This is a genomic window from Mesorhizobium sp. WSM4844 (assembly GCF_055811775.1).
Genome location: NZ_JBVVQB010000055.1, coordinates 12,023 through 25,553, shown reverse-complemented (window position 1 = coordinate 25,553; position 13,531 = coordinate 12,023). Strand labels below are relative to the sequence as shown.

Sequence of the window (13,531 nt, the reverse complement as noted above, 5' to 3'; positions counted from 1 at the left end):
TCATTCGATGCTGACCAGCGTTTCACCTCCTGAAACTTCTAGAATAGCGCCGGTCACGAAATCATTAGTCATCAGGAAAAGTGCGGCCTTGCCGATATCGTCGACTTTTCCAACGCGACCTGCTGGGAAGCTCTCGCGCACCAGCGCGAAAAACGCCTCCCGCTTGGTTTGCGGCATGCCGGCCCACATTTCGCTGTCTATGACGCCTGGACGGATTGTGTTGACGCGGATCGGACCGAGTTCGAGCGCAAGGGCTCGTGTCAGCGCCTCCAGACCAGCGAACGCGACCATCATCATCGAAGCGCCCATGCGAGGCTTGGTCACCGAACCGCCTTTCCGCATCTTGGGCGCCGCGTGCCGGGCGCAAGACCAACTGCCCAGGAGCTTGCCATACAGAACGGGCTGCGAGTCGGCCAGCGTTTGGGAGAGGAAGGTTCCCTCCAGGACTTGGTGGAGTTGCGGTGATGAGAAGGTGGTCGAGCGCCCCCAGCGTTTCGAATACTTGCTCGACCGCCGCATCGTCGGTCATGTCCAGCGACTGGAAGGTGATTGAACCGTGGGCGCTTTGTTCTGCAGCCAATTTCGCCGGTGGCCGCCGCCCGAGCGCGATGACCTCGGCGCCTGCGCGCGAGGCCGCAAGAGCCGCCCCCATGCCCATGCCGCTTGTCCCGCCAACGATCACGACTCGCTGATTCAGAAGAGACTGCTCGTCACCGGTCATCGCGGATCTCTGCCGCTGGCATATGGGCTCAGCATCTCAAGCCACTGCGTCTCCATGTCGCCCGGTTCGAGCTCACCACCATCTACGACGAACCTCTGGACATAGGCTTCGCTGAAGTGGCTCTTGACTGCATCGACACTGCGCCAGACTTCGTAGATGACGATGAGATCGGGGTCGGATCGATCACGATGGATGTGGAATTGTAGACAGCCCGTTTCTGATCTCGTCGCTTCGAGATCCTCAAGCATCCGGGTAACGAGCGCTTCGCCTTGACCAGGAGCGGCGCGATGCTTGGCGATAATGCAATAGGGCGTGTGTTCGCCAGTGGCTGGTGGGGGAAGATCAGGCAACACCAACGCCATATGAGTCTCCTTCTGGTAGCGGCCTAGGAGGTATTCTGCATTCACACGTCATGCGTTCATGGCGCATGCGAAATCCCGGCTATTGCTCCTTCGATAATCCGCCGCGATGCAGTCGCTGCTTTGACTCGCGAATCGGTCGAAGTGGTTACGGCATTTGAGAATTTGCAGATCCTGGCGCGGCGCCGCTATGGCAGAAACGCTTGAATGTCTGACCGTTTGTCGCACTGATTACATTAGCCGTGGATCGCATCAGGCGATATGCAGGACCGATCCCGTCTCTGTTATGCTCACCCGCGCCCGGAATCTCGGACCGCGCCTGGCGAGACGCCTATGAAGCGTTTGAATGCCCTGCTGAAGGATGCATCGGACTCATATCCCAACTCAGACGCGACCTGTGACAGCGACATATATCCGTTCCGCAACCAGGATTCGGCCAGCCTAAGCCTCCATTGCAGGAGATAGCGGGCGGGAGATACCGACAACAGACCCTTGAATCGCTGCGAAAACCTCGATCGCGACAGCCCAGACAATGCCGCCAGGCGATCGACTGGCCAGTCTTCGCCGGGGGAGCGATGGATTCTTGCAAGCGCAGACCCGATTTGCGGATCCCGCACGGCCGCCAGCCAACCAGTCAGATTGTCGGAACACGTCTCGACCCAGGATCTGATTACTTGCGTCATGACAATATCAGCAAGGCGCGCCATTACCGTTGCCGATCCGATTCTTTGCCCATCAGCCTCCCGCGCCATCATAGCAAGGAGGTTTGGCAGGTCAGTATCGCTGTGCTCTGCATAGCGGATATGCATCACCGGAGGCAGCAGTTCCAGGAGCGGATTTGCCGTCGGCCCCTCAAAGCCGATCGTACAGCATGCGATCAGCGATCGCGGACCGCCGCCGCCGGACTTCAATTCGTAGGTTCCATTCCCGATCAACGCCGGTTTGATATCGTCCAGTGGCAAGGCTCTCCCTTTGGGCCGGTCGGACATGGTGTGCTCTGTTCCGTGGGGAAGAAGAAGCACATCGCCGCATTCCAGCAGCAGCGGCGGCAAGCTCTTGGCTTGTATCCAGCACTGACCCTCGAGCATCGCATGAAATCGTACGCCCTCCCTGAACGGCACGGCGATGCCCCAGGGCGCCGTTAACTCGCTGCGGCCATATCTTGCATGGGCAAGGCGCAGGTCGCGCAGCACCTCGCTCAACAAATCATTCTCGGCCGGTTGGTAGCCCATCGTTGCACGTCCAAGTCCGGGCCGATTCATGGATCTAAGCGGATCGTCCATATGCATTCCTTGCCTCGAACCTTTGCATACTCTTTATGCATCCCGTTATCTCTTGGTGGGCAGAATATGCTACGGATCGATCCTCTAGGTCCTAAATCTAATAGGTCTGCATGATGGCGGCTGCGCGACTACCGAATTTTCTCGGCTCGCGCGTTCCCATACCGAGGCGACGGCGCAATGTCGGTGTTTGGCAGACTACGTCGTGTGGCTGACCTGCTCGACGATAGAGTTCCAATCAAGTCCGGCTCTTTCGTGCGATATGGGAAGTCCGCAACGGAACATCAGCGCAGGTTGCCGCGAATGTCGGCTATCCGATAGCAAAAGATGGGGGATCCCTGCGCCGAGCTGTATGTCAGCTCACCTGCATATCAAACTACAAGCTGCCGGTCCGCCCTCGGCCTCACTTGCGTCATCGCCTGCTTCAGCCTGACCGATCGAACTGGTCATCGGCCCAATGCAGGATTCGTCCGCACTGAGGCAGAACACTGATGCGTTGGCGCAATAGCAACGAACTGAGCACTCCCCCGGCCCAACAACCGGTCATGGCGCGGCTGCTCGTCGCTAAGGTTCTTTCTTCCGCAGGTCTTTGACGACATCGAGAAAGGCCCGCAGTGCGGGCGGTACGGCTCGATGTCCGGGGTAGTAAACCGCAACTTGTTCCGCAGCGGGCATCCACGCGGTCAGGACCTTGCGCAGCCGGCCGTCGGACAAGGCCGCGTCGGCGGCCCAATCGGCCACGTAGGCGACGCCCAGATCTTCAATTGCGGCTTCGACCATCAGTTCCTCGTCGTCGAGGACGACGGGGCCGTTTGCCTCGATCACGAGTTCCTGGCCGGCGCGTTCGAACTCCCATCGGTAAAGCTTGCCGCTGGGCATGCGGTGGCCGATGCAATGGTGGCGTTGCAATTCCTCGGGGGTTTTCGGGTCGCCGAAGCGATCGAGGTAGGCGGGCGACGCGACACAGATGAACGTCAACGCGCGTGCAAGCGGCACGGCGATCATGTCCTTGGGGACCGATCCGAGGAGGCGCACGCCGGCGTCGAAGCCGCTGGACACGATGTCAATGAGCCGCCCCTCGACGACGATGTCCAGGATCACGTCTGGATGGCGCTCCGCCATCCGCGGAAGAACCCAGCGAACGAGAAGCCCGGCCACCAGTCGCGGTGCGTTGATGCGGACGGTGCCCGCGACATTGCCCCTGAACCCGGCGACGCTGTCGAGCGCCTCGTCCAGCGAGGCGAGCGCCGGCTGAAGGCGGCCGAGCAACTGGAAACCGGCTTCCGTCGGCGAGACGCTGCGTGTGGTGCGGTTGAGAAGGCGCACGCCCATGCGCTCCTCGAGCGCACGCATGGCGTGGCTCAATGTGGAAGGTGCCGTGCCGATCTCGTCGGCTGCGCGGCGGAAGCTGCGGTGCGTGGCAACGGCCACGAAGGCGGTGAGATCGTTGAGGGACAGGCGGGGCATTGATGGTAATTTTGCATCACCTCATGCCGATTTCAACGGCTTATGCGCGTAATGCGATTGCCCTATCTCCTGCCTGTATCAACTCGGCGCCTCCGGCGCGCTGTCGTTTTCAAGACAGAAAGGAACACGAAATGCCTGCACGTGACGCCATCTATCCGGCCAAACGCCACGCGTTATACGATATTCATCGATATTCCGCGGCCATTCGCTCCGGCGATCTTCTCTTCGTCTCGGGGCAGGTCGGCAGCCGTGAGGACGGCTCGCCCGAGCCCGCATTCGAGGATCAGGTTCGGCGGGCTTTTGCCAATCTGCGCGCGATCCTGGCCGCCGCCGGGTGCAGCTTCGACGACGTTGTCGACGTCACCACCTTTCACACCAACCCGGACCAACAGATCGAAACGGTGCTGGCGGTCCGGGCGGAGGAGATCGGCGGACCTCCCTATCCGAACTGGACGGCAGTGGGCGTCAATTGGCTTGCCGGCTTCGATTTCGAGATCAAGGTCATCGCCCGCATCCCTTCGACGACCAGCGGCCAGCCGGCGGACAAGCGTTGATCGTTCGCTCTCACTTCGTCCTGACGCAGGATGGGTCCAGCAACTCCCATGATCCGGCCGCGCGACGCGTTCTTTCAGCCCTTTTCGTAGCACGTGACTGCCTTTCCCTTCTGGTATTGAATTATGATCGTAATATGTTATTATCATCATAATTCAACCGGCGAGAGAAGTCTGACCCTGACGATTTGGAGCACGAAATGAATGCGAATTCCGAAAAAACCGCTGTTGTGACCGGAGCCTCCTCGGGCATCGGCCACGCCAGCGCCGAGGCGCTTGCGCGGGCAGGATTCACCGTCTTCGGGACAAGTCGCCGCCCTGTCGGCAACGGCCCGGACGAGGTGACCATGCTGGTTTGCGACGTGACCGATGGCGCTTCTGTCAGCGCCCTCGTTTCGACCGTGCTGGCGCAGACCGGGCGGATCGACCTCCTGGTCAACAATGCCGGCGTCGGTCTGCTTGGCGGTGCCGAGGAATCCGCGGTCGCACAGGTGCAGGCCCTGTTCGACGTCAATCTGTTCGGCGTCATCCGCATGATCAACGCGGTGCTGCCGTCGATGCGGCAGCGCGGCGAAGGGCGCATCATCAATATCGGCTCGATTCTGGGATTGGTGCCTGCGCCATACTCAGCCCATTACTCTGCGGTCAAGCACGCGCTTGAGGGCTATTCGGAATCGCTTGATCACGAGGTTCGTGCTTTCGGTATTCGCGTCTCGGTCATCGAGCCGGCATTCGTGCGTACCGTCTTCGACCAGAACGGGATCGAGCCGGATTCGGTGTTGCAGGAATACGATCGGGCGCGCGCCGGGCTCAAGGCGCTGCTGGGCGATGTGATGCCGAAAGCCGATCCGCCGGAAGTGGTGGCGGATGTGGTGGTCAAGGCGGCGACCGATGTCCGCCCGCGGCGTCGTTATACCGCCGGCAAGGCCGCGCGCCAGGTCAGCATTCTGCGCCGCTTTGCCCCCGCAGAGATGTTCGACAAGAGCTTGCGCAAACAGTTCCGCCTGCCGGTCTGAACCCGGTTAGCAGTGCTCCGCCGCCAACGGCTCCGCATCGGAGTGAACAGCGCCTGGGGTGTTCAGCAAGAACAGTCGAGCGCGCTGTCTCGCAAGCTGGCAGATTGCTCTCACACAGGAGAGCATGATGACGACGCCGCTAGATCCCTACCACGCGCGCATGAAACGGGTGTTGAGCTACATCGACCGGCATCTTGAGGATGATCTTGGCCTGGACACGCTTAGTGCCGTTGCGGCCTTGTCCAAGTACCATTTCCACCGCCAATTCAGAGGATATTTCGGCATATCAGGGCATCGCTACGTCCAACTCGTTCGCATGAAACGGGCGGGACAGGTGCTTGCCTTCAAGGACGAGGCGAGCGTGACCGAAACCGCGCTGGACGTCGGTTACAATGCGCCCGACGCCTTCGCCCGCGCGTTTCGGAAAAGCTTTGGGCAATTGCCCTCCGCATTTCGGGACACGCCCGACTGGGAGGTGTGGTTTGCCAGCCTGTGGCCATTGACCAACGCGAGGAGCAAGCTCATGAAAACGGCGTATTCATTGGCTGACGTCAACATCATCGACGTGCCGGAAACACCCGTCGCCGTCCTGCAGCACCGAGGCAATCCGGCCCTGGTCGCCGAGACTATCCAGAAATTCATCGCCTGGCGAAGGGCTGCAGGTTTGAGCGCGGCGTCCAGTGCAACCTACAATGTGTTTCATTCGGATTCCGACATAACGCCGCCGGACGAATTTCGCCTCGACATCTGTGCAGCGACCGATCGGAAAATCGAGATGAACGACCAGGGCGTGGAAGCCGGTGTTCTTCCGGCCGGACGATGTGCCGTGCTTCGCGCAATCGGCGCAGAAAATGTCGAGCCGGCGATCGAATTCCTGTATCGCGACTGGTTGCCGGCAAGCGGTGAGGCCCTTCGGGATTTTCCCCTCTACTGTCAGCGGGTGAGTTTTGTTCCGATGGTTGCCGAGCACGAAGCCATCACCGACATCTTCCTGCCATTGGTGTGATTGCTGACCTTCCAATGGCGGTCATCTCCGCTACAGTCGAACGTGGGTCAAATCACCACTGGAGACAGCTAAATTCCGCGCCGAGCTGATGTCTGCTTGGTCCGCACCGCGACCTCCAGAATGGTTCGCCAACAAACACGAGCGGTTGCACAGTGCAGACAGGCGCCTTCAGGACTCCAAAGAGCGGCATTGTCAGTCGTTTTGAACCAAGAAGCCCTGCAGCGCCTGACATCGCGTATATGGATTGGGCCGGTCATCACCGCGATCGCGTCGGTAAGGAGATACAATGGAAAAGGTGCTCGGCATCGGTGGCTTCTTCTTCAGAGCGAAGGAGCCCGATGCGCTCGCTCGATGGTATGCCGACCATCTCGGCGTGGCGCTGCCGCCAGAAAGCTACGATCAACGCTCGTGGGAGCAACAGCACGGCGCAACCGTCTTCGCACCGTTTGCTGCGGATAGTGACTATTTCGGTCGCGCCGACCAGCCGTGGATGATCAATTTCCGCGTGCGCGACCTCCAGGCCATGGTCGCACAGCTCACGGCAGCCGGAATTGCGGTTGAGGTCGACACCGAACATTACCCTAATGGTTGGTTCGCCCGGCTTGCAGATCCGGAGGGCAACCCGATCCAGCTCTGGCAGGCGGAGGGGGCCGACCGTGACTAAAGGCACTCGAGCAGGCGGAAACGCAAGCGCCGAACCTGGGTTTCGGTTGAGATCCTTCTAGAGCATCTTTCCTGAACGCGGGTCGGCTCGAGGCGTTGTGCTCCAGAGAGCCGCCTTGCGGCCTCAGTTTCCAACGTCGATCGCCGACGACATGTCCGCCGCCGCCGCGACAATGGCACGTCTCAACCATATGTGCCTGGGCGCGTCCTGCTGGCGCGCGTGCCAGACGAGGCTCATCGTGAAGCTGCCAAGATCGAGGGGCGGCGGCAACGACACGAAGCGCTTCATGTTGGCGGCCGCTCGCGCCAGGCTCGAAGGCAGGGTCATGATCAGGTCGGAGCGAGCGGCGATCTCGACCGCCGCGAAGAAGTTCGGCACGCGCAGCTTCACCCGCCGCGTTCGCCCGATGCGGGCAAGCACTTCGTCGACAGGCGCAGGCCCGACGCCGGTGACGCTCACCACGATATGCTCAAGCGCCAGGAAACGCTCGAGCGTCAGCTTTCGGGCGAGCGCCGGGTGCTCGGCGCGCATCAGCGTCACGAGCTTCTCGTCATAGAGACCGCGCCGGCGGATGCCGGCCGGGGCTTCGTCGACCAGCGCCACCATCGCATCGGCGCTACCCTGCTCCAGCGCTTCGACCGCGTCCGTGCCCGGCGCGACGATATCGAGATCGAGGGACGGCGCCTCGCGCTCAAGGCGGGCGAGCAGATGCGGCGCGAGCACGGCGGCCTGGAGATCGGGCATCAGCAGCCGGATCCGACCGGTGGCCGTGGCGGGATCGAACGCGTTCGCCTCGACCATCTCTCGCACACCCGCCAAGATGCCGCGCAGCACCGGGCGCACCTCTTCCGCACGGGCGCTGAGGACGTAGCCGCCCGGTCCGTCGACCAGCAACGCGTCCGAAAACAGCGCGCGCAATCGGCCGAGCGCTCGGCTCGCGGCGGGCTGGCTCATGCCGAGCCGGCTTGCGGCACGGGTGACGTTCCTCTCGTCCAGCAACGCTTCGAGCGCCACCAGCAGGTTCAGGTCGATCCGGCGTAAATCCACTTCGTGCATGGCAACTATATACACCATGCATTGGACGCATGGAAAGCCTGCGCCTATCGTTCCCCCGTCAAGCGAGATGAAGGTCAGGCCGGATGAAGGTCAGGCGAGCAGAAGGAGAAGAAGTGATGTATGTCGTGCTTGGAGCAAACGGACGGGCCGGCGGCGAGGTCGCGCGCGCCCTGATCGCAGGCGGCGAAGCCGTGCGCGTCGTCCTGCGTCGCAAGGAACAGGGCGAAAAATGGACGGCCCTCGGCGCCGAGGTGGCCGTCGCAAGCATGGAGGATGCCGGCGCCATGGCCGATGCGCTGACCGGCGCGCGGGCAGCGTTCCTGCTCAACCCGCCGCCGGTGAGCGGTGATCCCTATCAGCGCACGGAAGAAATCGGCTCCGCGCTTGCCGATGCGGCACGGCGTGCAGATCTGCCAAAGGCCGTCGTCCTGTCGTCCATCGGAGCGCAGCATGCCTCCGGCACCGGCGTCATCGCCACCCTCAACCGCTTCGAGGCGCTGCTCGACGGCGTGGCGCCGGCCACCGCCTTCCTGCGGTCGGGGTATTTTGTCGAAACCTGGAGCGAGGTGGCGCAACCAGTCCTGTCGCAAAGCATACTGCCGACCTTTATCGAGCCTTCCCAGAAAATCCCGATGGTGAGCACGATCGATGTCGGGCGCGCGGCAGCGACCGTGCTGTGCGAGGAATGGACCGGCAAGCGGGTCGTGGAGCTGGGCGGACCGGAAGACTGGAGCGCCGGCGACGTGGCATCGGCCTTCGCCGAAGCTCTCGGCCGGCCGGTAACCCCTGTTCTTGTTGCGCCGGAGGAGCGTGCCGCGCTGCTTGCCGGGCAAGGCGTGCCGGGCGAGGTGGCAGATGCGCTGCTCGGTATGTATGAGGGAATCGCCAACGGCCTGTTGACGCGCCAGGACAGCAGCGAGCACCGGCGTGGCACGACCTTCCTGGCGACGGCGATAGAGCGCGTTGTCGCAACGCCAGCCGGCCGCTGATCCTCAGCCGAGTAGCGACGGCCGAAACACGGGTTCCAGCCACTTAGGGAACGTTTTCGGCCGCAATACCCCGCGTCTCGCCGGCCAACGCTGTCGGCGACATGCGGAACTCGCGCCACTGGTTTGGACTTAACTCCAATTCCGGACGGCAAAAAGGGAATCCTGACATGAGACTGCCTGCCCCGCGCCAAATGCGTCTCTCCGGTGGAACCGAGCTTGCCTACGTCACTGCGGGCGATCCATCCAACCCCGCTTTGCTCCTCCTGCATGGGTTTCCCAGCTCCGCAAATGCATTCCGCGATGTCATTCCAGGTCTGGCGGGCGCAGCCTATGTGATCGCGCCCGACCTCCCGGGCCATGGCCGGTCCGACGTCCCGCCGACACCATCCTTCGCCGCGATCAGCGAGGCGATTTCCGAATTGCTGACCCACCTCGCGATCGGGCGCCGCTTCATCCATATTCATGACTGGGGCGCCGCCGTGGGGCTGCAGATCGCCACGCAAGCGCCCGAGCTGGTTTCGGGTCTCATCATCCAGAACGCAAACGCGCATCGAACCGGCTTCGGTCCCGTCTGGGACGCCGTGTTGAAATTCTGGTCAGAACCGACAAATGAGAACGAAGCGGCCGCGACCCCCGACCTGACCTTCGAATTCACACGCGAGCAATATTTGGGCGGCCTGCCAGAGGATGTCGCCGCCACGATCAGGGGCGACCCCTGGGTCGAGGACTGGAGGGTGATGAACCTTCCCGGCCGCATGGAGACCCACCGCGCGCTCATCGGCGACTACAAAAGCCATGCCGCGCGTTTCGATACGATCGCCGCCTATCTGAAGAGATGGCAACCGCCGGCGCTCATGCTGTGGGGCCGTCACGACCCCTATTTCGATATCGCCGAAACGCTGTCCTGGATGCAGGATCTGTCGCGTATGGAAGCGCATGTTTTCGACGGCGGGCACTTCCTGCTCGAGACGCACGCCGAACCAGCACTCTCCCTGATGGTCGAGTTCATCAAGCGAACACAGGAGATGCACCCTGATCGAGCCCATCCCGGAGCAGTGCGAGGAGTGCAGGCATGACATCCCCCACGCAACAGCGGCTGCGCCTGTCCGGCGGGACCGAGCTTTGCTTCATCACCGCGGGTGATGCGTCCAAGCCCGCGCTGCTGCTCCTGCACGGCTTCCCGAGCTCGTCGCGCACCTTCCAGGGCATCATTCCCGGCCTTGCGCGCGTCGCCTTCGTCATCGCCCCCGACTTGCCTGGCTACGGCCAATCGGCGCCGTTGCCCGCGCCCTCGTTCGAAGCGTTCAGCGGCGCAATCCAGGAGCTTCTAAGGCATCTCGCGATCGATCGGCGCTTCATCTACCTGCACGATTGGGGCGCGCCTGTGGGTCTCCAGATCGCTATGCAATCCCCCGACCTCGTCTGCGGCCTCATCGTTCAGAGCGCCAACGCCCACCGCACGGGGTTCGGACCGCAATGGCAAGCCACATTCGAGTTCTGGTCAAACCCGACGGAAGAGAACGAACGGGAGGCTACCGCGTTTTTGACTTTGGAAGGCACCCGCGAGCAATATTTGGGCGGCTTGCCGGAGGATGTCGCCGCCCGGATCAAAGGCGAACCCTGGATCGAGGACTGGAGGGTCATGAATCAGCCTGGCGGCATGAAAACACAACGCGCGCTCCTCGCCGACTACGCCAACCATGCCGCTCGCTTCAGTCTCATCGCCGACTATATCGAAACGCGGCAGCCGCCGGCGCTCATGCTGTGGGGCCGCCACGACCCGTTCTTCGACATCGCCGAAACACTGTCGTGGATGAAAGACTTTCCACGCATGGAAGCGCACATCTTCGACGGCGGCCACTTCCTGCTCGAAACCCACGCCGAGGCGGCAGCCGCGCTGATGACCGACTTTATTGAGCGAACGCAGATTGCGATTGGCCATTCAGCCACGATCAGCCCGTGAGGCGCGCACGAAACAAGGTGGAGCCGTCCGGCAGGCGCGACCTGGAGATATACCGGAATCCAGCCTCGGTCATCCAGGCGCGATACTGACCTTCAGTGTACGATTCGCCGTGGCGATAGAGGTTCAAGAAGGTGAGATTCAGAAACACACCCTCAGGCGGGCCGAGGCGGTCGTCATCGACGACACCCCACCCCGCAATTGCGATCTCGCCTCCGGGTGTGAGGCAACGCGCCGCGTTCAGGATCGAACTGCGCGCCTGGTCCGGCGGAAGGACCTGGACGACGGCCTTCAGGATCGCCAGATCGTGCCGACCGATCGATGGCGCGACGGTTATGTCCCCCTCTTCGACAATCACGTCGTCGGCACCGTATTCTGACAGGATATCTTTCGCGACCGCTGCGACCGTTGGGAGTTCCATCAGCGTCGCCGCAATCTGCGGACGCCGCTCGCGAAGTCCGACGAGAATGGTCCCGGGGCCGCCGCCGATGTCGATGACCGAGCCGATCGCCGAGAGGTCCATCTCCTGGGCCAGATGTCGGCCGAAAATTACCCCGCCCGGTGCGAGCATGCGGCTGAAGGCCGCCGCGGCCTCGGGGCCGGCTTCGGAAAAGTCGTGCAGCGCAGCCGGCCGGTTCTGTCGCAGCGACTCTGCGGTCAGAAGGTCGGCTCCCCAGAGCTCACGCAGGAGCGCATGATCGCCGCCGCGATAGGCCGGCTTGGACGCGTCGAGGAAGGCCGCCGCTTCGGCTCCGTTGCGAAATTGACCATGCTTGACTTCGAGGAGACCGATGCTGGCAAGCGCGTAGAGGAGCCGCGACAGACGATCGGGCTCGATTTTGAGCGCGACCCCAAGGCTATAGGCAGTCATCGCGCTGCCACCGAGCCGGGTGAAGATGCCAAGGTCCAGCCCGGCGCGAAGCGCCAAGGCGGGCGGCACCGCTGCCATCAGCTTGTCGATCCGATCAGAATCCACTATGCCCTTCCGCGATCCAGGACCGACTTTGCCTACCCATCGCGTTGACTGCTACCGCACGATTTCGCGATGGCCGCCGGGCAGGCGGGTGGCGATGAGCTTGTCGATGCGGCGGCCGTCGAGGTCTACGACCTCGAAGCGCCAGCCCTGCGCATCGACGCATTCGCCGGTCGTCGGCAGATGGTGCAGGTGCGCGAGCACATAACCGGCGACAGTCTCGTAGTCGCGGTTCTCGGGCAGGTCGATGCCGAGAACGTCCGCCATCTCGTCGGCCTGCATGTAGCCGGCGAGCAGCCATGAGCCGTCGTCACGCTTGACGGCGTTTTCCTCGTCGCCGGCGTCGAGGTCCGCCCGGAACACGCCGGTAATGGCTTCCAGTATGTCAGCCGGGGTGACGATGCCTTCGAAATGGCCGTATTCGTCATGGACCAGCGCCATCGGCACGTTGGATTCCTTCAGCGTCGAAAGGACATCCAGCGCGTCGGCCTGGTCATGGACGATGGGAGCGGTGCGCACGTGCCGGCGCGGGTCGAGCGCGCGACCGCCGAGCATCGCGGCCAGCACGTCGCGGGTCTGGACGACGCCGATCATGGCGTCGACGCCGCCATCGCCGGCTGGCAGGCGCGAATGCTGGGTTTCCATCAAGAGTTTGCGGGTCGTCGCGTCGTCGGACTGCAGGTTGATCCAGTCGACCTCGGTGCGCGGCGTCATCACCGCGCGGACGGCGCGGTCGCCGAGCCGCATGACGCCGGCGATCATGCGCCGCTCGTCGGATTCGATGGTGCCGTGATGCTCGGCCTCGGCGACCAGCATCTTGATCTCCTCGTCGGTGACCTTCTCCTCGCTTTCACCGCGTTGGCCAAGCAGCCACAGCATGGCGCGGCCTGAAATGTCGAGCAGGAAGACCAGCGGCGCCGAGACGGTGGCGAGGATGGTCATCGCCGGAGCAACCCTGGAGGCGACGCCTTCGGGATCGCGCAGCGCGATCTGCTTGGGCACCAGTTCGCCGATTATCAGCGAGAAGTAGGTGATGAGGGCGACGACGATGCCGACGCCGATCGGGTCGGCAAGGCTTTCGCGGATGCCGGTCGATGCCAGGAATACGGACAGCCGCTCGCCAAGCGTGGCGCCGGAAAAGGCGCCGGACAAAACACCGACCAGGGTGATGCCGATCTGCACCGACGACAGGAATTTGCCTGGATTGGAGCCGAGCGCCAAGGCGCGTCCGGCGCCGGTGACGTTGCGGTCGATCATCGCCTTGAGGCGGGCCGGCCGTGACGAGACGATGGCAAGCTCGGACATTGCCAAAAGGCCGTTCACGCAGATGAGGACGACCACGATAGCGATTTCAGCGTAAAGCATGCGGGGTCAATAGCATTGCGGCGCGGTCTTCGAAAATAGACGGCCGTCATTTTTCATGCCGGCAGGCGCAACCATCTCATGCGGCATCCCATGGCGGCGACGAAAAATGCTCGATCAGGGCGTC

General features: G+C 62.7%; 14 protein-coding genes and 1 pseudogene. 7 read left to right on the top strand and 8 right to left on the bottom strand.

The annotated features are described in order from the left end of the window. The 5 genes and pseudogenes from AC0L2A_RS29365 to AC0L2A_RS29345 form a co-directional block, all read right to left on the bottom strand. Positions 1–519, bottom strand: coding sequence for an SDR family oxidoreductase (locus AC0L2A_RS29365; protein WP_473611766.1), 519 nt, complete (start codon positions 517–519; stop codon positions 1–3). Then, positions 470–721: pseudogene (locus AC0L2A_RS29360) on the bottom strand (SDR family NAD(P)-dependent oxidoreductase); the annotation flags it as partial. The gene AC0L2A_RS29365 and the pseudogene AC0L2A_RS29360, both read right to left, overlap by 50 nt. Beyond that, positions 718–1,083 carry a putative quinol monooxygenase gene (locus AC0L2A_RS29355; protein ID WP_023799825.1) on the bottom strand — a complete coding sequence of 122 codons (366 nt, stop codon included), beginning with the start codon at positions 1,081–1,083 and terminating at the stop codon, positions 718–720. The gene AC0L2A_RS29355 and the pseudogene AC0L2A_RS29360, both read right to left, overlap by 4 nt. A gap of 287 nt (positions 1,084–1,370) precedes the next feature. Next, positions 1,371–2,369 carry a cupin domain-containing protein gene (locus AC0L2A_RS29350; protein ID WP_473611764.1) on the bottom strand — a complete coding sequence of 333 codons (999 nt, stop codon included), beginning with the start codon at positions 2,367–2,369 and terminating at the stop codon, positions 1,371–1,373. 555 nt (positions 2,370–2,924) lie between these two features. After that, complete coding sequence (locus AC0L2A_RS29345; RefSeq protein ID WP_473611763.1) at positions 2,925–3,827, bottom strand: LysR family transcriptional regulator; 903 nt, start codon at positions 3,825–3,827, stop codon at positions 2,925–2,927. A gap of 131 nt (positions 3,828–3,958) precedes the next feature. Here AC0L2A_RS29345 and AC0L2A_RS29340 point away from each other — a divergent pair, with 131 nt between their 5' ends. The 4 genes from AC0L2A_RS29340 (at position 3,959) to AC0L2A_RS29325 (ending at position 7,064) form a co-directional block, all read left to right on the top strand. Then, on the top strand, positions 3,959–4,381 hold the full coding sequence (locus tag AC0L2A_RS29340) for a RidA family protein (protein WP_287321514.1): 423 nt from the start codon (positions 3,959–3,961) through the stop codon (positions 4,379–4,381). Between the two features lie 197 nt (positions 4,382–4,578). Beyond that, positions 4,579–5,394, top strand: coding sequence for an oxidoreductase (locus AC0L2A_RS29335; RefSeq protein WP_473611762.1), 816 nt, complete (start codon positions 4,579–4,581; stop codon positions 5,392–5,394). 127 nt (positions 5,395–5,521) lie between these two features. Beyond that, positions 5,522–6,400 carry an AraC family transcriptional regulator gene (locus tag AC0L2A_RS29330; protein WP_473611760.1) on the top strand — a complete coding sequence of 293 codons (879 nt, stop codon included), beginning with the start codon at positions 5,522–5,524 and terminating at the stop codon, positions 6,398–6,400. Between the two features lie 286 nt (positions 6,401–6,686). Next, on the top strand, positions 6,687–7,064 hold the full coding sequence (locus AC0L2A_RS29325; protein WP_473611759.1) for a VOC family protein: 378 nt from the start codon (positions 6,687–6,689) through the stop codon (positions 7,062–7,064). A gap of 123 nt (positions 7,065–7,187) precedes the next feature. On the opposite strand, the gene AC0L2A_RS29320 is transcribed toward AC0L2A_RS29325, so the two are convergent. Continuing rightward, positions 7,188–8,120, bottom strand: a complete 933-nt coding sequence (locus AC0L2A_RS29320; protein WP_473611758.1) for a LysR family transcriptional regulator — start codon at positions 8,118–8,120, stop codon at positions 7,188–7,190. 116 nt (positions 8,121–8,236) lie between these two features. On the opposite strand from AC0L2A_RS29320, the gene AC0L2A_RS29315 reads away from it, so the two are divergent. The 3 genes from AC0L2A_RS29315 (at position 8,237) to AC0L2A_RS29305 (ending at position 11,072) form a co-directional block, all read left to right on the top strand. Next, positions 8,237–9,109 (top strand): NmrA family NAD(P)-binding protein, encoded by an 873-nt coding sequence (locus AC0L2A_RS29315; RefSeq protein ID WP_473611756.1) that lies wholly within the window; start codon positions 8,237–8,239, stop codon positions 9,107–9,109. Positions 9,110–9,276: 167 nt separating this feature from the next. Then, positions 9,277–10,185 (top strand): alpha/beta fold hydrolase, encoded by a 909-nt coding sequence (locus AC0L2A_RS29310; protein WP_473611755.1) that lies wholly within the window; start codon positions 9,277–9,279, stop codon positions 10,183–10,185. Beyond that, positions 10,182–11,072, top strand: a complete 891-nt coding sequence (locus tag AC0L2A_RS29305) for an alpha/beta fold hydrolase (protein ID WP_473611754.1) — start codon at positions 10,182–10,184, stop codon at positions 11,070–11,072. Before AC0L2A_RS29310 ends, AC0L2A_RS29305 begins: the two co-directional genes overlap by 4 nt. On the opposite strand, the gene AC0L2A_RS29300 is transcribed toward AC0L2A_RS29305, so the two are convergent. Further along, entirely contained in the window at positions 11,062–12,018 is a 957-nt protein-coding gene (locus AC0L2A_RS29300) for a methyltransferase (RefSeq protein WP_473611752.1), read from the bottom strand. The two genes, AC0L2A_RS29305 and AC0L2A_RS29300, sit on opposite strands and share 11 nt — an antisense overlap. Positions 12,019–12,096: 78 nt before the next feature. Then, complete coding sequence (locus AC0L2A_RS29295; RefSeq protein WP_473611751.1) at positions 12,097–13,407, bottom strand: hemolysin family protein; 1,311 nt, start codon at positions 13,405–13,407, stop codon at positions 12,097–12,099. Positions 13,408–13,531: the final 124 nt, after the last annotated feature.

What these genes read in the sequence shown, in the direction of transcription:
- AC0L2A_RS29365 (WP_473611766.1), bottom strand. Translation starts at nt 519, where the DNA reads ATGCGGCGGTCGAGCAAGTATTCGAAACGCTGGGGGCGCTCGACCACC.
- AC0L2A_RS29355 (WP_023799825.1), bottom strand. Translation starts at nt 1,083, where the DNA reads ATGGCGTTGGTGTTGCCTGATCTTCCCCCACCAGCCACTGGCGAACAC.
- AC0L2A_RS29350 (WP_473611764.1), bottom strand. Translation starts at nt 2,369, where the DNA reads ATGCATATGGACGATCCGCTTAGATCCATGAATCGGCCCGGACTTGGA.
- AC0L2A_RS29345 (WP_473611763.1), bottom strand. Translation starts at nt 3,827, where the DNA reads ATGCCCCGCCTGTCCCTCAACGATCTCACCGCCTTCGTGGCCGTTGCC.
- AC0L2A_RS29340 (WP_287321514.1), top strand. Translation starts at nt 3,959, where the DNA reads ATGCCTGCACGTGACGCCATCTATCCGGCCAAACGCCACGCGTTATAC.
- AC0L2A_RS29335 (WP_473611762.1), top strand. Translation starts at nt 4,579, where the DNA reads ATGAATGCGAATTCCGAAAAAACCGCTGTTGTGACCGGAGCCTCCTCG.
- AC0L2A_RS29330 (WP_473611760.1), top strand. Translation starts at nt 5,522, where the DNA reads ATGACGACGCCGCTAGATCCCTACCACGCGCGCATGAAACGGGTGTTG.
- AC0L2A_RS29325 (WP_473611759.1), top strand. Translation starts at nt 6,687, where the DNA reads ATGGAAAAGGTGCTCGGCATCGGTGGCTTCTTCTTCAGAGCGAAGGAG.
- AC0L2A_RS29320 (WP_473611758.1), bottom strand. Translation starts at nt 8,120, where the DNA reads ATGCACGAAGTGGATTTACGCCGGATCGACCTGAACCTGCTGGTGGCG.
- AC0L2A_RS29315 (WP_473611756.1), top strand. Translation starts at nt 8,237, where the DNA reads ATGTATGTCGTGCTTGGAGCAAACGGACGGGCCGGCGGCGAGGTCGCG.
- AC0L2A_RS29310 (WP_473611755.1), top strand. Translation starts at nt 9,277, where the DNA reads ATGAGACTGCCTGCCCCGCGCCAAATGCGTCTCTCCGGTGGAACCGAG.
- AC0L2A_RS29305 (WP_473611754.1), top strand. Translation starts at nt 10,182, where the DNA reads ATGACATCCCCCACGCAACAGCGGCTGCGCCTGTCCGGCGGGACCGAG.
- AC0L2A_RS29300 (WP_473611752.1), bottom strand. Translation starts at nt 12,018, where the DNA reads ATGGCAGCGGTGCCGCCCGCCTTGGCGCTTCGCGCCGGGCTGGACCTT.
- AC0L2A_RS29295 (WP_473611751.1), bottom strand. Translation starts at nt 13,407, where the DNA reads ATGCTTTACGCTGAAATCGCTATCGTGGTCGTCCTCATCTGCGTGAAC.